11 protein-coding genes, 2 tRNA genes and 3 rRNA genes are annotated in these 19,421 nt (G+C 41.2%); 9 read left to right on the top strand and 7 right to left on the bottom strand.

Annotated features, from left to right (window positions below):
* Positions 1-38: 38 nt before the first annotated feature.
* The 4 genes from rplT to thrS all read right to left on the bottom strand — a co-directional run bounded on the left by rplT (position 39) and on the right by thrS (position 3,301).
* On the bottom strand, positions 39-383 hold the full coding sequence (rplT, locus tag P0077_RS01965; protein ID WP_194524229.1) for a 50S ribosomal protein L20: 345 nt from the start codon (positions 381-383) through the stop codon (positions 39-41).
* Between the two features lie 89 nt (positions 384-472).
* Entirely contained in the window at positions 473-670 is a 198-nt protein-coding gene (gene rpmI / locus P0077_RS01960) for a 50S ribosomal protein L35 (protein ID WP_027064530.1), read from the bottom strand.
* Between the two features lie 104 nt (positions 671-774).
* On the bottom strand, positions 775-1,323 hold the full coding sequence (gene infC / locus P0077_RS01955; RefSeq protein WP_276169161.1) for a translation initiation factor IF-3: 549 nt from the start codon (positions 1,321-1,323) through the stop codon (positions 775-777).
* Between the two features lie 37 nt (positions 1,324-1,360).
* Positions 1,361-3,301: a threonine--tRNA ligase gene (thrS, locus tag P0077_RS01950; RefSeq protein WP_276167497.1), complete on the bottom strand. Its 1,941-nt coding sequence runs from the start codon at positions 3,299-3,301 to the stop codon at positions 1,361-1,363.
* 762 nt (positions 3,302-4,063) lie between these two features.
* Between thrS and P0077_RS01945 the strand changes: the two genes are divergently transcribed.
* The 9 genes from P0077_RS01945 (at position 4,064) to P0077_RS01905 (ending at position 16,371) form a co-directional block, all read left to right on the top strand.
* Positions 4,064-5,591 (top strand): 16S ribosomal RNA (locus P0077_RS01945).
* Between the two features lie 142 nt (positions 5,592-5,733).
* Positions 5,734-5,807, top strand: a tRNA-Ile gene (locus P0077_RS01940).
* A 155-nt stretch (positions 5,808-5,962) separates the two neighbouring features.
* Positions 5,963-6,039, top strand: a tRNA-Ala gene (locus P0077_RS01935).
* 205 nt (positions 6,040-6,244) lie between these two features.
* A 23S ribosomal RNA gene (locus P0077_RS01930) occupies positions 6,245-9,077 on the top strand.
* 138 nt (positions 9,078-9,215) lie between these two features.
* A 5S ribosomal RNA gene (gene rrf, locus P0077_RS01925) occupies positions 9,216-9,325 on the top strand.
* Together the 16S, 23S and 5S rRNA genes with 2 tRNA genes alongside form the textbook arrangement of a ribosomal RNA operon.
* 255 nt (positions 9,326-9,580) lie before the next feature.
* Entirely contained in the window at positions 9,581-11,467 is a 1,887-nt protein-coding gene (locus P0077_RS01920) for a 3-keto-alpha-glucoside-1,2-lyase-like domain-containing protein (RefSeq protein ID WP_276167496.1), read from the top strand.
* A gap of 10 nt (positions 11,468-11,477) precedes the next feature.
* Positions 11,478-13,427, top strand: coding sequence for a sulfocyanin-like copper-binding protein (locus P0077_RS01915; RefSeq protein WP_276167495.1), 1,950 nt, complete (start codon positions 11,478-11,480; stop codon positions 13,425-13,427).
* A 33-nt stretch (positions 13,428-13,460) separates the two neighbouring features.
* Complete coding sequence (gene trhA, locus P0077_RS01910) at positions 13,461-14,093, top strand: PAQR family membrane homeostasis protein TrhA (RefSeq protein WP_276167494.1); 633 nt, start codon at positions 13,461-13,463, stop codon at positions 14,091-14,093.
* A 46-nt stretch (positions 14,094-14,139) separates the two neighbouring features.
* Positions 14,140-16,371, top strand: coding sequence for a DUF7133 domain-containing protein (locus P0077_RS01905; protein WP_276167493.1), 2,232 nt, complete (start codon positions 14,140-14,142; stop codon positions 16,369-16,371).
* Positions 16,372-16,379: 8 nt separating this feature from the next.
* Here P0077_RS01905 and P0077_RS01900 read toward each other — a convergent pair whose 3' ends face one another.
* The 3 genes from P0077_RS01900 to P0077_RS01890 are packed head-to-tail and all read right to left on the bottom strand — an operon-like array spanning position 16,380 to position 19,179.
* The gene (locus tag P0077_RS01900; RefSeq protein ID WP_276167492.1) at positions 16,380-17,195 is read right to left on the bottom strand and encodes a DUF6503 family protein; all 816 of its coding nucleotides are present in this window, start codon (positions 17,193-17,195) and stop codon (positions 16,380-16,382) included.
* A 37-nt stretch (positions 17,196-17,232) separates the two neighbouring features.
* Positions 17,233-18,147, bottom strand: coding sequence for a ThuA domain-containing protein (locus P0077_RS01895; protein WP_276167491.1), 915 nt, complete (start codon positions 18,145-18,147; stop codon positions 17,233-17,235).
* A 15-nt stretch (positions 18,148-18,162) separates the two neighbouring features.
* The gene (locus tag P0077_RS01890) at positions 18,163-19,179 is read right to left on the bottom strand and encodes a LacI family DNA-binding transcriptional regulator (protein ID WP_276167490.1); all 1,017 of its coding nucleotides are present in this window, start codon (positions 19,177-19,179) and stop codon (positions 18,163-18,165) included.
* Positions 19,180-19,421 lie beyond the last annotated feature (242 nt).

Here is a 19,421-nt window from a genome sequence, read left to right as displayed (position 1 = left end):
ACGTATTGGGTTTTTTCTAAGTGAGATGTATTCTTAATTTATTTAACCTGGTCTACGATGGCCTTAAAAGCTTCTGGATGATTCATTGCTAAATCTGCAAGAACTTTTCTGTTCAATTCAATTTCGCTAGCTTTTAATTTCCCCATAAACTGAGAGTAAGACAATCCGTGTAAACGGGCACCTGCATTAATACGGGTAATCCATAGGGCACGGAAGGTTCTTTTCTTGTTTCTTCTGTCGCGGTAAGCATATAACATTGCTTTTTCTACCGCATTTTTGGCTACTGTCCAAACGTTTTTACGTCTTCCAAAGTAACCTTTGGCTTGCTTCATCACCTTTTTTCTTCTGGCTCTAGAAGCAACTGCATTTACTGATCTTGGCATAATTTTAAATTTTTGTAGTAGGCGGTGCTTTCATGTGCACACTTTTTGAGCCTAACTCCATGGTTAATACTTTTTTACCGTAAAGAATATTACTTTAAACGTAATTGTTCTTTAATACTGTTAACATCCGCTTGATGAACTAATCCATCATGTGTTAACTTAAGCTTACGCTTTTTAGACTTTTTAGTCAAGATGTGACTCTTAAAAGCGTGCTTCCTTTTAATTTTACCAGTACCGGTAAGCTTAAAACGCTTCTTGGCACTCGATTTTGTTTTTTGTTTAGGCATTTTTCCTATTTATATGAATCTCACTTATTTATGCTGAAACTGCCCGCAAATAGCGGACAGATGTCAGTATCTTCTCTAGTAATCATAGTATAACTATGTTACGTTTATTTTTTTGTTTTAGGGGCTATGAACATGGTCATTCGCTTGCCTTCTAATCTTGGTAATTGTTCTACTTTTCCTAACTCTTCCAAATCTTGGGCAAGTTTTAAAAGTAAAATTTCACCTTTATCTTTATAAACTATAGAACGTCCCTTAAAGAAAACGTATGCTTTTAATTTAGCACCGTCCTGCAAGAACTTTTCTGCGTGTTTTTTCTTAAATTCATAATCATGATCGTCCGTATTAGGACCAAAACGGATCTCTTTTACGATAACCTTAGTGGCCTTGGCCTTCATGATTTTCTCACGCTTCTTTTGTTCGTAAAGAAACTTCTTGTAATCTATAATCTTACATACCGGTGGCTCGGCGTTTGGTGATATTTCAACCAAATCCAAAGCCATTTCTTCCGATTTATCTAGAGCTACCCTTATAGGGTATACACCTACTTCAACGTTATCACCTACCAACCTTACTTTAGGTGCTAGTATTTTTTCATTGATTTTGTGAGGGTTTTTATTTTCCCTCCTAGGTTGGGGCCTAAATCTTTTTCGTATTGCTATGACTAATTCTTTTTAATTAAACTTAAATTTTTTAAAACGACTTTAAGGTACTATTTATTTCTTTAGTTACCAAGTCTGAAAACTGTTCTAGGGAAATAGAGCCTAAATCCTCACCGCCATGTCTGCGAACAGAAATGGTGTTTGACGCTTCTTCGTTCTCCCCAACGATCAGCATAAAAGGAATTTTATTCATTTCAGCTTCACGTATTTTCTTGCCTACGGTCTCATTCCTATCATCAACGAGGGCGCGAATTTCGTCATTTTCTAAGGAATTTAAAACTTTTTCGGCATATTTTTCGTGTTTCTCGCTCACAGGCAGTACAATAGCCTGCTCAGGAATCAGCCATAAAGGAAAATTACCTCCTGTATGCTCCAGTAGCAGGGCAATGAATCGTTCCATGCTGCCAAAAGGTGCACGGTGAATCATTATAGGTCTGTGTAATTCATTGTCGCTTCCCTTGTAAGTAAGTTCAAAACGCTCAGGTAGGTTGTAATCTACTTGTATGGTACCCAATTGCCATTGTCTACCTAGGGCATCTTTTACCATAAAATCTAATTTGGGACCATAAAAAGCAGCTTCACCTTTTTCAATTATGAAATCCAATCCTTTTTCTTTTGCGGCATTGATAATGGCATTCTCTGCTTTCTCCCAGTTTTCTACGCTACCTATATATTTGTCGGGCGTATCAAGATCCCTTACGGAAACTTGGGCTGTGAAGTTGTCAAACCCTAAAGAACCTAATACGTATAGGGATAGGTCTATAACATTTTTGAATTCCTCGTCAAGCTGATCAGGGGTGCAAAAAATGTGCGCATCATCTTGGGTAAAACCTCTTACTCTGGTAAGGCCATGAAGTTCGCCACTTTGTTCATATCTATATACGGTACCAAACTCCGCAAAACGCTTTGGTAGATCTTTGTAAGAATGTGGTTTAAAATTATAAACCTCACAATGGTGTGGACAGTTCATGGGTTTTAACAAAAACTCCTCATCCATTTTGGGAGTTTTAATAGGTTGAAAACTGTCTTCCCCGTATTTAGCGTAATGGCCGGAAGTTTCATAAAGCTCCTTTTGGCCAATATGAGGTGTAACCACCATTTCATACCCTGCTTTCTTTTGGGCTTTCTTAAGAAAATTTTCCAATCGCTCTCTTAATGCAGCGCCTTTAGGTAGCCACAAGGGTAAGCCTTGTCCAACTTTTTGGGAGAAAGTAAAAAGTTCAAGCTCTTTTCCCAGTTTTCTGTGGTCACGTTTTTTTGCTTCTTCTATTAGCGCAAGATATTCTGTAAGCTCTTTTTGCTTTGGAAAAGAGATTCCGTAAACACGGGTTAGTTGCGGTTTGTTTTCATCGCCTCTCCAATAGGCGCCAGCAACATTTAGTATTTTTATCGCTTTTACAATACCGGTATTGGGTATATGCCCACCGCGACACAAGTCGGTAAATGTATCATGGTCGCAAAAAGTAATACTGCCGTCCTCCAGATTTTCTATAAGCTCTACTTTGTACTCATTCCCTTGGCTCTTATATAGAGATAGAGCATCTGCTTTGGAAATAGGTCTTAGTTTAAAATCGTGTTTGCCACGAGCAATTTCAAGTGCCTTTTTCTCTATTGAGGCAAAATCCTTTTCAGAAATAGTGTGTTCGCCAAAATCAACATCATAATAAAACCCGTTTTCAATAGCCGGTCCAATGGTTAGCTTTATGCCAGGGTATAATTCCTCCAGTGCTTGAGCAACAATGTGCGAAGAAGAATGCCAAAAGGCTTTTTTACCTTCTTTATCGTTCCATGTATAAAGAACAAGTGCCCCATCTTCATTAAGAGGGGTGACGGTTTCTACGGTTGTATCGTTGAATTTTGCGGAAATCACGTTTCGTGCAAGGCCTTCACTAATACTTTTTGCTATATCCATAGGAGTGCTTCCTTTTGCGAACTCCTTTATACTTCCGTCAGGTAATGTAATTTTTATCATGCCCATTTTTTGTAATAAGGGAGCAAAGATAGTATACAGGTACAAGGCACACAATATATAGGGTTAAGTTTATTAGGTGTTTCTTACTTTAAATTGATGAAGATATGTTTAGGTGTAAATGAAAAAGCATCTTATTGGAAAAAGCTGTTTTATGGCTTCTTATATAGGTTGATGTAAGTGTAAAGTGAAAATTAATAAAACATTAAGCGTAAAAGTTGATGTAGGGACTTGTGGGAATCAATAAAAAATTCTAATTTTAAGGCCCTTCTTTTTTAAGAGATATGTAATCTATTGTAAGTAAGTGGATTGTGTAATTTTTTAAAAAAAATTCAAAAAACTCTTTGAGAAACGAAAAAGGGTCTTACATTTGCAGCCCGCAAAACAGGTATGAAGATGTTTGTTAAGCGTGGGTTATTAAAGAGTAAAGGTTCTTTGTAAATGTTGTTTTTGCCGGACGGGAAAAAGATTTCGATTTTTTTTCAAAAGAAAGTTGCCGGTTAGAAAAACAGTTGTATATTTGCAGCCGCTTAGACAAACAGTAAGATGTTTTCCAAGGGGTTCCGGGAGACCGGGAAGGATATAGAAGTTCATTTGACATATTGTGGAGACAACGTAAGAAGGGGCGGAAAGGGAAACTTTTCTGTTCCGATCGAATTACGTAAGACAACATACAGATTAGAGTTTAAGATTTTTATTTTAGGATGAGAGTCGGGGCCGGGAAGGTTTTTGGTGGTTGATAGACTTATAACATATAATGAAACAACGATGAAGAGTTTGATCCTGGCTCAGGATGAACGCTAGCGGCAGGCCTAACACATGCAAGTCGAGGGGTAACGGGAAGGAGCTTGCTCCTTTGCCGACGACCGGCGCACGGGTGCGCAACGCGTATACAATCTGCCCCCTACTGTGGGATAGCCCAGAGAAATTTGGATTAACACCACATGGTACCATTTTACGGCATCGTATTAATGGTTAAAGGTTACGGTAGGGGATGAGTATGCGTCCCATTAGTTAGTTGGCGAGGTAACGGCTCACCAAGACCGCGATGGGTAGGGGCCCTGAGAGGGGGATCCCCCACACTGGTACTGAGACACGGACCAGACTCCTACGGGAGGCAGCAGTGAGGAATATTGGACAATGGGCGGGAGCCTGATCCAGCCATGCCGCGTGCAGGAAGAATGCCCTATGGGTAGTAAACTGCTTTTATACGGGAAGAAAAAGGGCTACGTGTAGCCCACTGACGGTACCGTAAGAATAAGGACCGGCTAACTCCGTGCCAGCAGCCGCGGTAATACGGAGGGTCCGAGCGTTATCCGGAATTATTGGGTTTAAAGGGTCCGTAGGCGGGCCGATAAGTCAGGGGTGAAAGTCTGCCGCTCAACGGTAGAACTGCCTTTGATACTGTCGGTCTTGAGTTATAGTGAAGTTGGCGGAATATGTAGTGTAGCGGTGAAATGCATAGATATTACATAGAACACCGATTGCGAAGGCAGCTGACTAACTATCGACTGACGCTGATGGACGAAAGCGTGGGGAGCGAACAGGATTAGATACCCTGGTAGTCCACGCCGTAAACGATGGATACTAGCTGTCCGGGTCCTTGAGACCTGGGCGGCCAAGCGAAAGTGATAAGTATCCCACCTGGGGAGTACGTTCGCAAGAATGAAACTCAAAGGAATTGACGGGGGCCCGCACAAGCGGTGGAGCATGTGGTTTAATTCGATGATACGCGAGGAACCTTACCAGGGCTTAAATGCATATTGACAGGGGTAGAGATACCTTTTCCTTCGGGCAATTTGCAAGGTGCTGCATGGTTGTCGTCAGCTCGTGCCGTGAGGTGTCAGGTTAAGTCCTATAACGAGCGCAACCCCTACCGTTAGTTGCCAGCGAGTCATGTCGGGGACTCTAACGGGACTGCCGGTGCAAACCGTGAGGAAGGTGGGGACGACGTCAAATCATCACGGCCCTTACGTCCTGGGCCACACACGTGCTACAATGGCCGGTACAGCGGGAAGCCATGCGGTAACGCAGAGCGGATCCACAAAACCGGTCACAGTTCGGATCGGGGTCTGCAACTCGACCCCGTGAAGCTGGAATCGCTAGTAATCGGATATCAGCCATGATCCGGTGAATACGTTCCCGGGCCTTGTACACACCGCCCGTCAAGCCATGGAAGCCGGGAGTGCCTGAAGTCCGTCACCGCAAGGAGCGGCCTAGGGCAAGATCGGTAACTAGGGCTAAGTCGTAACAAGGTAGCCGTACCGGAAGGTGCGGCTGGAACACCTCCTTTCTAGAGCGTCGATCGCCAAAGTTCCAAAAGGCCCCGACACCTCGTTCTAAATATGATCTAGGTCTGTAGTGCAACAAGAAAAGTCTCCACATTAATAATATAAATACTTCTTTTGGTACGGAGTACTAAGAGTGGTAGGGACAGTCCCATAGCTCAGCTGGTTAGAGCGCTACACTGATAATGTAGAGGTCGGCAGTTCGAGTCTGCCTGGGACTACAACCTAAGGTCGGTTAAATTATGGAGTAGTGATATTTTATGGTTTAATGGCTTTGGAACGTTCATTGAGAATAATATTGAATAGGAAATTCTAGAAGTTGAGTAGTAGTTGGAAGTACTGACTACTGACTACTATATACTAACTACTAGTATATGGGGGATTAGCTCAGCTGGCTAGAGCGCCTGCCTTGCACGCAGGAGGTCATCGGTTCGACTCCGATATTCTCCACCAGGCGATGCCCGGGGACGATTGATTTGTTCCCATGTATTGCATGAGTGGCCACAGGGTGATTTTTAATTGTCCGTGGCGGCTCGCCACAAGTTCATTGACATATTGGGACAGGACATACATCTTTAGGGGTGTGTGGACTGAAGAAAAAGAAAAACACGAATTTTTTTAAGTAAAGAGTACGAATACGAATAGAACAAAAGGTCTGGCGACAAGCTAGATAAGGGCGTATGGGGAATGCCTAGGCTCTCAGAGGCGACGAAGGACGCGATAAGCTGCGAAAAGCTGCGGGGATTGGCACATACAATATGATCCGCAGGTATCCGAATGGGGCAACCCACTATACTGAAGGTATAGTATCCGCAAGGAGGCAAACCCGGTGAACTGAAACATCTAAGTAGCCGGAGGAGGAGAAAACAAAAGTGATTCCGGGAGTAGCGGCGAGCGAAACCGGATTAGTCCAAACCGTACATGTTCCGGCATGTGCGGGGTTGTAGGACCACGATATTCGAACAGTAATGAACTGGAACAAGTTGGAAAGCTTGGCCATAGACGGTGATAGCCCGGTACAGGTAAAGACCTGCAAGATAGTGGTATCCTGAGTAGCGCGGGGCACGTGAAACCCTGTGTGAAACCGGCGGGACCATCCGCCAAGACTAAATACTCCTGAGAGACCGATAGTGAACCAGTACCGTGAGGGAAAGGTGAAAAGAACCGTGAACAACGGAGTGAAAAAGATCCTGAAACCATACGCTTACAAGCGGTCGGAGCCCTTCGGGGTGACGGCGTGCCTTTTGCATAATGAGCCTACGAGTTACTTTTACTAGCAAGGTTAAGGACTTCAGGTCCGGAGCCGTAGCGAAAGCGAGTCTGAACAGGGCGCCATAGTTAGTAGTAGTAGACGCGAAACCGTGCGATCTACCCATGGGCAGGTTGAAGCTGTGGTAACACATAGTGGAGGACCGAACCCGTTGACGTTGAAAAGTCTTGGGATGACCTGTGGGTAGGGGTGAAAGGCCAATCAAGCTCGGAAATAGCTCGTACTCCCCGAAATGCATTTAGGTGCAGCGTGTAGATAGTTTTATAGAGGTAGAGCTACTGATTGGATGCGGGGGCTTCACCGCCTACCAATTCCTGACAAACTCCGAATGCTATAAAACGTTTCTGCGCAGTGAGGGCATGGGTGCTAAGGTCCATGTCCGAGAGGGAAAGAACCCAGACCATCGGCTAAGGTCCCAAAATATATGCTAAGTTGAAAAAACGCGGTGGAACTGCATTGACAGCCAGGATGTTGGCTTGGAAGCAGCCATTCATTTAAAGAGTGCGTAACAGCTCACTGGTCGAGCGGTTCCGCATGGATAATGATCGGGCATAAGCATATTACCGAAGCCATGGCTTTGTATTTATACAAGGGGTAGGGGAGCATTGTAGTGCCGTTGAAGGTGTACCTGCGAGGGATGCTGGAGGAGCTACAAACGAAAATGTAGGCATAAGTAACGATAATGCGGGCGAGAAACCCGCACGCCGAAAGACCAAGGTTTCCCCAGCTATGCTAATCAGCTGGGGGTCAGTCGGGACCTAACGCAGACCCGAAGGGGGAAGTGGATGGACAAGCGGTTAATATTCCGCTACCCGCACATCATTGAAAGCGACGGAGGCGAGAAGTTGGTGCGTGCAGACGGAATTGCACGTTGAAGGGAGCGGTAACGCCCCGATAGTACACCGAGGCTACGGCCAAGGTGATAATCCAATGTATCGACTTCCAAGAAAAGCGAGATGTGCGGCCCGTACCGTAAACCGACACAGGTGGTTGGGATGAGTATTCTAAGGCGCTCGAGAGATTCATGGCTAAGGAACTAGGCAAAATAGACCCGTAACTTCGGGAGAAGGGTCGCCCATCTTTTAGATGGGCCGCAGTGAAGAGGTCCAGGCGACTGTTTATCAAAAACACAGGGCTCTGCAAAATCGAGAGATGAAGTATAGGGCCTGACACCTGCCCGGTGCTGGAAGGTTAAGGGGAGATGTGAATCCTTCGGGAGGAAGCATTGAACTGAAGCCCCAGTAAACGGCGGCCGTAACTATAACGGTCCTAAGGTAGCGAAATTCCTTGTCGGGTAAGTTCCGACCTGCACGAATGGTGCAACGATCTGGACACTGTCTCGGCCATGAGCTCGGTGAAATTGTAGTATCGGTGAAGATGCCGGTTACCCGCAGTGGGACGAAAAGACCCCGTGCACCTTTACTATAGCTTCGTATTGACCTTGGTCAAGCAATGTGTAGGATAGCTGGGAGACTTTGAAGGCGCACCGCCAGGTGTGTTGGAGTCACCGTTGAAATACCAGCCTTTGCTTGTCCGGGGCCTAACCCTCCAAGAGGGAACAGTGCGTGGTGGGTAGTTTGACTGGGGTGGTCGCCTCCAAAAGAGTAACGGAGGCTTCTAAAGGTGCCCTCAGTACGGTCGGCAATCGTACGTAGAGTGCAATGGCACAAGGGCGCTTGACTGTGAGACATACAGGTCGAACAGGTTGGAAACAAGAGCATAGTGATCCGGTGGTTCCGCATGGAAGGGCCATCGCTCAAAGGATAAAAGGTACGCCGGGGATAACAGGCTGATCTCCCCCAAGAGCTCATATCGACGGGGGGGTTTGGCACCTCGATGTCGGCTCGTCACATCCTGGGGCTGGAGAAGGTCCCAAGGGTTGGGCTGTTCGCCCATTAAAGTGGCACGCGAGCTGGGTTCAGAACGTCGTGAGACAGTTCGGTCTCTATCTACTGCGGGCGTTAGAAATTCGAGCGGACCTGGCCCTAGTACGAGAGGACCGGGCCGGACCGACCGCTGGTGCACCGGTTGTCCCGCCAGGGGCATTGCCGGGTAGCTATGTCGGGATTGGATAAGCGCTGAAAGCATATAAGCGCGAAACCAACCGCAAGATGAGATTTCTTTAAAGGACCGTGGGAGATGACCACGTCGATAGGCTATAGGTGCAAGGGCAGTAATGTCCGTAGCCGAGTAGTACTAATTGTCCGTACGGCTTGCGCAACGTAAGTCCCTTCCCTTCGGGGGAGGGCGACAACCTTTTCTCTATAACATCCGTCCTTTTCACTTAAAAAGGAACGATAGTTCTTCTTTTTCTTCTTAAACTGTCCCATTATTTTTATGTCATTATAATATTCAAAATTTAGGTGGCCATGGCGGCGGGGCCCACCCCTTTCCATTCCGAACAGGGAAGTTAAGCCCGTCAGCGCCGATGGTACTGCCAATAGGTGGGAGAGTAGGAAGCCGCCTTGCTTCGAGGTCCCGATCAGTTTTACTGGTCGGGACCTTTTTTTTTGGACCATAACGAAATGAGGATGATAAACTCCACTGAAAATAACTTTCTTTTTTATTACCGCCCATTTTATTAATCGAACTTGACAAAAACTCGCTTAACGTATTAATTAGGTAGTGTTTTATATGAAATTAATCAATATGTTATAGTAGTTGAACCAATTGTTGTGTTTAGATGCTGGGCTATTTTATATATTTGGATTCATACTATACCAAATGAAAATAAAATTTACCATTCTACTTTTAGGTGTTCTAGCATTTTCTTGTACCGAGAGGAAAAAACAAAAGGATGTTGTCAGTAAAGACGCTCAGATTCATTCACTACCATTTCAAAAAATTGATTTAACTAGCTTAGGTGATTTCAAAGAAACTACTGAAAATTGGCAAATAGTTGGTGGTGTTACGATTAATCGTTCCAAAGAAAAAATATTGAACGTAATTGATGGAAATGGTGTTTTAGCCAATATTCCGGATGAAAATGCTAAAAAAAATTTAGTGACTGCTTTTGATCATGGTGATATAGAGCTTGAAGTGGATGTAATGATGCCCAAAGGTTCTAATTCTGGATTGTATTTTCAGAATAGATATGAAATTCAGCTTTTTGATAGTTGGAAGGTTAATAAGCCAACTAATGGAGACATGGGCGGCATATATCAAAGATGGGATAAATCTAAAGAGGCTGGTCAGGAAGGTTACGAGGGACATGCACCTAAAATAAACGCAGCAAAAGCCCCGGGTTTATGGCAGCATTTAAAAATTATTTTTCATGCTCCTAAATTTGACGATGCTGGTGAAAAAATTAAAAATGCTGAATTTGAAGAGGTATGGCTGAACGGTATTCTTATCCATGAGGATGTTGAGCTCAAGGGTGCAACACGAGGGGGAATTTTGGCAGAAGAGGTAAGTATGGCTCCTTTAATGATACAAGGGGATCATGGGCCGGTAGCATTTAAGAACTTAAAGTACAAGTTATACTCGCATGATAGGTTGTCTTTTGCTGATATGAAAATGAAAGAATTTAAGTATCAAGATAAGATGTTACCTAATGTAGATACTCTAGTTCCAATACGTGAAGTATCTACCGATACGTTGTCTGCATCTATGGCGATTGGTGATAAAGTGACCCGTATACTAGATTATCAGGGGCAATTAGTAGTGCCTACTTCTGGTGAATATATTTTTGATTTTAGATTAAATCAAGCCGGAGGATTACTTATCATAAATAATGATACGGTTGTCAATAGAGATGGCAACTATATAATTGACTCAGCTGGGATAGCAAAGGTTGCGTTAGTCGAGGGAAAAGTTCCATTCCGATTAATATACAACAAACACAATCCCTGGGTAATTGGTTTTAGTTTGTATGGAGAAGGCCCTGGAATACAGAATTTGCCATTGCACGCACCCAGTTCCTTAGCAGCTAATAAGGGAGGTGTTAACCGAAAGATAATGGTTGAGCCAACTGATAAGGCGGTTACTCAACGAAGTTTTCTTATGCATAAAGGATTGAAGCGTACGCATTGTATTTCTGTGGGTACTCCGAAACAAATAAATTATGCTTATGACTTAAACACCGGAAGTTTGCTGCAGGCTTGGAGTGGAGAGTTTTTAGATGCAACTCAAATGTGGCATGCTAGAGGAATAAGACAATTAGGGGAACCCGTCGGTTTTGCAATTTCCTTTCACGGTACTCCTGATTTTTCTTCTTTAGCTTCTGAGGGTTCTGAGTGGCCAAATACCGTTACGGAGGAAGGATTACAGTTTTCTGATGGTTATGAACTAGGGAAAGATGGAATACCTTTATTTATTAGAAATCTAGGCTCTAAAATAGTTAAGGATAAGATTGAGCCTTCTTCTAATGAGCGTAAGTTGGTCAGAAATATATCCCTTAGTGGCGATGGTATTATTTGGCATAAGGTAGCTTCTGGTGAAACCATAGAAAAACTTCCGGATGGTTCATATATAGTTAACGATGAAAGTTATTTTGTGGATTTTTCAGATAATAGTTTGGCTCCTATAATTCGTAAATCGAATGGACAGGACGAGTTATTAGTGAAAATTCCAACGGGGGAGCAAAAGGTTGAATATAGTATCATTTGGTAAAAAGAAAAGCATGTCCACTTTATATAAAACAGTATTATTTTTAGTTCTATTTAGTAGTTATCAATTTGGTGCCGCACAATCTGAAATAGCCAAAAAGGAGGCTCAATTTTATGATATTATAGATGTACCTATTCCAAAAGATGTTGTTCTAGAGGTTGGCGGCTTGGCGCTTACCGATGATGATAAACTGGGGGTTTCTACAAGAAGAGGAGAAGTTTGGGTAATTGATAAGCCCTATGGTAAATCTCCAAATTACACCAAATTTGCTAGTGGTATGCACGAGGCACTGGGTCTTAATTACAAGGAAAATAGTTTTTATCTCGCCCAAAGGGGAGAATTAACACGGCTTACTGATAGGGACAATGACGGTGAAGCAGATGTGTATAAAACCATTTATTCTTGGCCATTATCCGGTAATTATCATGACTACTCCTATGGCCCAAAATTTTTGGAAAATGGTGATATGTTAGTAGCGTTAAACCTTTCATGGATAGGTCATGGGGCTAGTTTGGTGAAATGGAGAGGTTGGATGTTGCAAATTACTCCCGATGGAGAAATGGCTCCCATAGCAACAGGATTACGTTCACCTTCCGGATTTGTACTTAATGCTGCAGGAGACGTTTTTTATTCTGAAAACCAAGGAGATTGGGTGGGTTCTGGTCGTATAACGCATTTAGAAAAAGGAGATTTTGCAGGTAACCCTGAAGGTTTGGTGTGGAGCGGAGACCCAAAATCGCCTTTGAAATTGAAAAAAGAGGATATTGAGGAGCAGTCCGGTCTCAGTCTGTACGAGTACTCTAAAAAGGTACCTGAATTAAAAGCGCCGGCAATATGGTTGCCGCACACCATTTTAGGAATCTCTACATCAGATATGATTTATGACACTACCAAAGGTCAGTTCGGACCTTTTGAAGGTCAGATGTTTGTTGGTGATCAAGGTCACAGTAAAATCATGCGGGTTTTTATGGAAAAGGTAAATGGTGTTTATCAAGGTGCTGTTTTTCCCTTTGTAGAAGGTTTTTCATCAGGAATACTTAGAATGTTGTGGGGTAGCGATAACAGTATGTTTGTAGGAATGACAAGTAGGGGTTGGTCATCCACGGGAAAAAAAATGTTCGGTTTACAGCGGTTGAAATGGAATGGAAAGACTCCTTTTGAAGTAAAAACAATGAAGGCTCAAGCTGATGGGTTTCTGCTAGAGTTTACTAAGCCTATAAATAAAGCTATGGGAGGTGATACATCTAGCTATCAGATTACAACCTTCAATTATTTGTATCATAATACCTATGGAAGTCCGATTGTAGATCAGCAAAAAGCTGTAGTTACAGAGGCTGATATCTCGGATGATGCCCTTTCTGTAAAATTGAAAGTAAATGGTATGCGTTTGGGTTTTATACATCAATTGAAAATACCTGAATTAAAGGCTACTAGTGGAGAGAAGCTTTTGCATGATGTTGGATATTATACGTTGAACGAAGTTCCTGGAGGTAATTTACAATCCTCTCCTATTGAAAGTAAAACAGGAAAAAATGGGCTGGTTCAACCTAAAAGAGTAAATGAAATGCCGTTGACGTGGGTAAACGGTCCTGATGAAAAAATAGTCATTAGTACTAAGCCGGGGTTAAAATATGATATTACTGAACTTAAACTGAGAAGAAAATCTAAGGTGGCCATAACATTCAATAATAATGATGACATGCTGCATAATTTAGTTATAACGGAAAGAGGGGAAGAGTCGGTAAATAAAGTGGGCGATTTGGCGCTGCATTTAGGATTGGATGGTGCGGATTTAAATTATGTTCCGGATACGGATTTGGTTCTTGCTCACACCGGAATTGTTCAGCCAGAAACTGACGAAACTATTTATTTTGATACACCTAAATTTGCTGGTGAATACTGGATTGTTTGTACCTTCCCGGGACATTCGGCTTCCATGAGGATTAAACTCATAGTAGAGTAATGTTGCCCTGAATGTGCTAGTAGTCTTGCTTGCATGAACGAAAGATTAGTTTTTACAAAAGAAGAAAAATTTAATAGCGTCTCACATGGAATTGGGGCGCTATTGGCTTTTGCAGGAATGATAGTTCTGTTTGTCAAAAGTGGAAATAAAACATCTTACGCCACATTTTCCATTTTACTTTATTCAGTAACCTTAATTTCTATGTTAGGTGTATCAGCAATATATCACCTTACCACAAATCCTTGGTTAAAAAATAAATTAAGAGTAAAGGATCATATCAATATCTATTTTTTAATAGCGGGTACATATACGCCCATAGCTCTTATCACTTTGTTTGAAGGAAATGGATGGCTAATTTTCTATGTTATTTGGGGAATTGCCATGTTGGGTACATTATTTAAATTATTTTATACCGAAACATATGAATTCTTGTCCTTAGTGCTCTATGTGGTCATGGGATGGTTCATAGTTTTGGATTTCAATAACCTTCTGAATAGTGTGCCTCAACAAGGTATTTGGCTGTTATTTCTTGGAGGTGTTTTATATACCGTCGGCATTATTTTTTATGCATGGGAGCGTATTCCTTTTAATCATTTTATATGGCATATTTTTGTCATTGGCGGTGCTACTAGTCACTGGTTTCTTATGTATTTGTACATAGTTTGATGTATCTTTAAACGATATAATTATTTGCATAAAGTTTTCTTATAGAATGAAGTATTTTAAATCCCCGATTCTTTTTGGTTTCCTTATTATTTTATTGTCTAATTGTAATACTTCGTATGAAGAACCTCGCATTTCTTTGGAAGGCTATGAGGTTGAAAGTGGGTTTAAATTAGCTGTTATAGCATCAGAACCGCATTTAAAAGCTCCTGTTGCTATAGATTTTGATGATCAAGGGAGAATTTGGGTAGCCCAAATGCCTGGTTATATGAATGATATGCAGGGTAGCGATGAGACTAAACCTAATGGGAGTATTGATATATTGGAAGATTTGGACAAGGATGGTGTTGTAGACCATGTCAAGACATTTTTAGACAGTCTGGTTATGCCAAGAGCCTTGGCGCATGTTTACGGTGGACTTTTGTATTCAGAGCCTCCATTCCTTTATTTTACCGAGATTGAAGATGATAAACCTGTTAATAGGGTAGTGGTAGATTCTATTTATGCCGTAGAAGGCAATCCAGAGCATCAGCCTAATGGTTTGATGATGAATATTGATAACTGGATATATAACGCAAAGTCCAATTTTCGCTATCGTCGGGTTAATGGCGTTTGGAAAAAAGAGGCAACTACTTTTAGAGGACAATGGGGAATAAGTCATGATAATTTCGGGAGACTTTATTTTAATGATAATTCAAGACAGTTGTTAGGAGATCATGTTCTGCCAAATGTATTGGTAAGAAATAAGTACTTTACGCCGCAACAGGGGGTAAACAGGATGTTAACAACCGATCAGCGGGTTTATCCTGTGCATGCTACAACTGTAAATAGGGGCTATGCAAAGGGGGTTTTGAACCAAGATAGTATTTTGGTCAAGGCTACAGCCGCTTGTGCACCATTGGTGTATAGGGGCGGGGCTTTCCCTCAAGAATATGATGAAAATGTATTTGTGTGTATTCCTGAAGGTAATCTTATCAAAAGAAACCTGCTCACGTTTACAGGAGACTCTACCATTGCAAAACAAGCTTATGAAGGTAAAGAGTTTTTAACCTCTACGGATGAAGGTTTTAGGCCTGTAAATTTGAATAATGGCCCTGATGGTAGTATGTATATTACCGATATGCACCGAGGTATGATCGGTCATCACGCGTATTTGAGTCCATATTTGAAGAAGAAAGTAGAAGTGAACAAATTGGATACACTTGTAAACTTTGGGCGCATATTACAAGTAAGAAAAGTGAATCAAGTTCATGAGCCGGTTCGTAACTTTAAAAAACTGAACTCTACGGAGCTTATTGCACTGTTAAAAGATGAGAATGGATGGGTACGTGATCGTGCGCAACAATCGCTGGTATATCAACAACAAAAAGAATCCGTAGATGAATTAAAAAATCTAGTTGGCGATGCTCAAAATCCTTTAGCTCAATTACATGCACTATACGCGTTAGAAGGCTTAGGGGCTTTGTCGTATGATTTTCTTAGCGAGGTAGCCAGAAGTGGCACAGCCAACTTAACAGCGCATGCTCTTATACTTATAGAGCCATTTTTCAATAAGGCGGATATAGATAAAAATGAAGCTTTGGTTACTGAGCTTTTAGCAAAGAATGATGTAACTGTGGACCTTTACTTAAGTAGTGTTATAGGGAGTTTAGTTTCTTTGGACAAGGAACGGTTTATGCCTGTAATGGTGGAATTAAGTTCAAAATATGCTAAAAACCCAATTTTTACGGAAGCTTTGGCTAGTGGAGTTCAAGGAGATGAAGGTGCGGTATCGGATGCTTTAAAGTCTAAAAACGAAAGACTTTCAAAAGCACTGGCGTTAAGCGAGGAAAAGAGAAAGGAAGACAAAGTCAATCCTATATTTGCGAGGAAGTCGTTAATAGAAGATACGAGAACTAGTGGTGCAAAAATGTTTTATGAGATTTGTGCATCATGTCATGGAGTTAACGGTCAAGGTATAGAAGGGCTGGCACCACCTCTAATGGGGTCGGAACATGTAGCGGATACAGAAAGATTAGGTCTAATTATTCTACATGGTCTTGAAGGACCTATTACGGTTAAAGGTGAACGTTACGATTTGAATCTGGCCATGCCTGGTCTAATCCGCAATGAAGATATTTCAAACAAAGATATAGCTGATATTATCTCATATGTGACGAATGCATTTTCAGATGAGCCCAAACGATTATCGATTGATAAGATTGAGGAGTTACGTAGCACCAAGCCTGAAAGTGGAGCGGAATATACGGAACAAGAATTGCTGGACTTCTCTAAGAAATAGGTTTTGTATTAGTTTATTTCTTCGGTTATAGCGTCTTCTCGTATTTCAAAAACAGTTGTATCCGCAATCGTATCTAGAAATTGAATATCACTAACCAATCTAATATGGTTGGTGCTTTCTCCCATTTCGTTATTTTTCCATTTAAAATTTTCTAGTTTGGTAGGTATCATGATACCTTGAACCTCTTTGTAGTTAGAGTAAACTTTGGCTGAATTTATTCCAGCATTATCCTTATCGAAAAATGAAACGGAATACGTAAGAATTTCTAATCTAGAAGTTTCCGGGTCTATATACAGGTAATAGATATCTTCTGGTGTAAGGCCTATTTCCGAGCCAAAGGTGATTTTTAGTGTCTCGTATGATTTTCCATTAACTACAGAATTACCTTCATCGGTGGCGATTACTCCTGGGTCTTTTAGCAAAAAGGGAATCCCGATGAAATAAAAGTCAAGATTGTAGTAAAATGAAGCTGATTTACCTGGGATTTTGGAGACATCTGGAAATGCCCAAGCTGTTTTTCCGTCAAAACCGACTTCAAAATCCTTTGATTTTAAGTAGGCTCTACGGTCCTTTATATTCGTTAGTTGCTTTACTTCTCTACCTTTTTCAGTAACAGTATAGCTCAAGGCAGTAAAAGAATTCCATACATCTATACCGCCATGTGCGGCAATGCATCGATCAAGTAAACTTATGGTTTCGGTAGTATCTGTATTTGAAACAGGGGTACTGTCAGTTGTTGTTTTGGAGGAGTCCTTCTTTTCTTCCTTGCAGGCAATAGAAAAAAAGAAGGATAGGACCAATATAAAGAGATGTTTTGCTTTCAAAATTTTATTATTTTAGGCAAAATTACTCCAATGGAATCTATTTTCCTATTGGAGAGTCGTCACATTCAAGGTCGCCCACAACATATTGTAGGCCATCCAAGAAGAACTGGAGGAGCTCAGGGTGATCCAAGCTTTGTGCATTGTGAGAAGGTGAGCTGTAAAAAACGCGACCTTTGCCATGTCTCTTGATCCATGAAACATAATTGACCTTTTCATCAACCTCTTTTTTCATGCCCTCCAACTTATCTATTTCAATATAAAGCAAGGGTCTAAAGTTGTAATCAAAGTAGGCATTATTAAAAAAATAAGGTTCATCAACATGTGTAAGTCCGTTTCCGTTAAAAGCTTGGACTAAAGGGTGTTTAGGATCTACTTCCTTAACATGCATTTCTTGTTGCTTAGGGTGATAGTCAAAGCTTCCTCCCGTCATTTTACTAAACTCTTTAGAATTGTTTTGAACCGTGATAGCTCCGTGCAGTATCATTAGACCACCTCCGCTGGCCACGTAATTCAATAAATTGGTTTCATATTGTTTGGAAAGAGCAGCTATCTTATTATCGGAAAGGTTGGAATTCATTTGTAATAAGTCCCAAAATAAATCACGCTTTGGTCCTGATGGGTTGCAATTGTTGAAGACTACGGCATTGTACTTTTTCAGGCTATTTTTTTCAAAACTATCAATATCATATGCTATGTGTATTTCAAACGCGCCTGTTTTTTTTCCTAAAATTTTCAGCATTTCGGTGTTATGCGGTATGGTCCAATGATCAAATCCCGTAGCCTTCGAAAAAACTAATATTTTCTTTTTGGCTACATTTTTTACGGTAGTTTCAGAAGGCGCCAACTGTTCCATTTTGGCAAGCCATTCATCTGTAATTTTAAATTCTTCAATATGCTGAGAAAAAATGAGACCGGAAACAAATAGAAATAGGGCAGTAATATTTTTCTTCATAGGTAACGATTGTATTTAAATCTTGGTAGATTCTCTTATGATTAATTTGTGTTTGATTAGTATTTGATCCGCAGACTGAATGTTGATAGACCCGCTCAAGTGACTGATTATACTTTGTCCGGCCAGCATACCCATTTTATAACCAGGGTATTCAATGGTGCTCAAGTTGGGAGAAATAACCTCAGAGACGGGGTCGTTATTGAAACCAATAATTTTTATGTCCTCAGGAATTTTGTATCCTTCCTTTTTCAATTCTTTTATACAGTGTACCGCAAATGTATCGTTCGATACAAAAATACCATCAACCTTATGTTTGGAGTCTTTGATGCGCTCAACAAATTTCTGTACATTCTCTATACTAAGGTCACTTTCGTATAAGTTCTCTTTGTGAAATTCTATGCCATTTTTGTGCAGCGCCCTTTGGTATCCGTCAAACCTGTCAGCATAAACGTTTCGCTTTAGGCTACCGCTTATATGAACTATATTTCTGCAGCCCTGCTGAATCAAATGTTGGGTGGCATCAAACCCTGCGGCATGGTTGTCTATAGAAATAGTAGGGCAATTTGGTAAATCACATACCCTATCAAAAAATAATAAAGGAATTTTTCTTTCCGTATACGTGGTGAAATGATCAAAGTTTTCAGTTTCGTAAGCCAGTGAAACAAGTAGAGCATCCACACCGCTATCAAATAGAGTTTTTGCATTCAACTTTTCTTTTTCCTCGGACTCTAAAGACTGACTAATAATTAAGTTATAGCCAATGTCATTTGCAATTTTTTCTATACCGGACAAGACGGTAGACATAAAGTTGGAATTCAGTTTGGGTACAATAACGCCTATAGTGTTGGATTTCTGTGTACTTAAGTTAGCTGCAAATTTATTGGTTCTATATCCTGTTTCCCTGGCGGCCAAAAGCACTTTGTTTTTGGTCTTTTGACTTATAGCGGGGTGGTCGTTTAAGCTTCTACTAACAGTTGCGGGCGAGATGTTCAGTTTCTGCGCCAAGTCATATATCGTGATTTTCTTTGCCATTTGGTCAGTGCAATGTTACTGCAACAATATTACGCAACAAATTTAAATATACAATATTAATTACTGTTTTATTAAGTTTTAGATACTTAACATGGGTTATTGTGTACTTTGTAGAGCTAAAATTATCTAATTAGCACATTTTATGTAATTAATTTACGCAATCGGTTGCGTAATTCATAATATTTTATAGTTTTGTTTTAAGTCAACCAGATTTAAATAATCCAACTCAATTTAATTTACTC

The organism is Zobellia alginiliquefaciens (assembly GCF_029323795.1).
GTDB classification, from domain to species: domain Bacteria; phylum Bacteroidota; class Bacteroidia; order Flavobacteriales; family Flavobacteriaceae; genus Zobellia; species Zobellia alginiliquefaciens.
The sequence above is the reverse complement of the archived record's forward strand: the minus strand, read 5'-3'. Positions and strand labels throughout refer to the sequence as shown.

What these genes read in the sequence shown, in the direction of transcription:
- rplT (WP_194524229.1), bottom strand. Translation starts at nt 383, where the DNA reads ATGCCAAGATCAGTAAATGCAGTTGCTTCTAGAGCCAGAAGAAAAAAG.
- rpmI (WP_027064530.1), bottom strand. Translation starts at nt 670, where the DNA reads ATGCCTAAACAAAAAACAAAATCGAGTGCCAAGAAGCGTTTTAAGCTT.
- thrS (WP_276167497.1), bottom strand. Translation starts at nt 3,301, where the DNA reads ATGATAAAAATTACATTACCTGACGGAAGTATAAAGGAGTTCGCAAAA.
- P0077_RS01920 (WP_276167496.1), top strand. Translation starts at nt 9,581, where the DNA reads ATGAAAATAAAATTTACCATTCTACTTTTAGGTGTTCTAGCATTTTCT.
- P0077_RS01915 (WP_276167495.1), top strand. Translation starts at nt 11,478, where the DNA reads ATGTCCACTTTATATAAAACAGTATTATTTTTAGTTCTATTTAGTAGT.
- trhA (WP_276167494.1), top strand. Translation starts at nt 13,461, where the DNA reads ATGAACGAAAGATTAGTTTTTACAAAAGAAGAAAAATTTAATAGCGTC.
- P0077_RS01905 (WP_276167493.1), top strand. Translation starts at nt 14,140, where the DNA reads ATGAAGTATTTTAAATCCCCGATTCTTTTTGGTTTCCTTATTATTTTA.
- P0077_RS01895 (WP_276167491.1), bottom strand. Translation starts at nt 18,147, where the DNA reads ATGAAGAAAAATATTACTGCCCTATTTCTATTTGTTTCCGGTCTCATT.
- P0077_RS01890 (WP_276167490.1), bottom strand. Translation starts at nt 19,179, where the DNA reads ATGGCAAAGAAAATCACGATATATGACTTGGCGCAGAAACTGAACATC.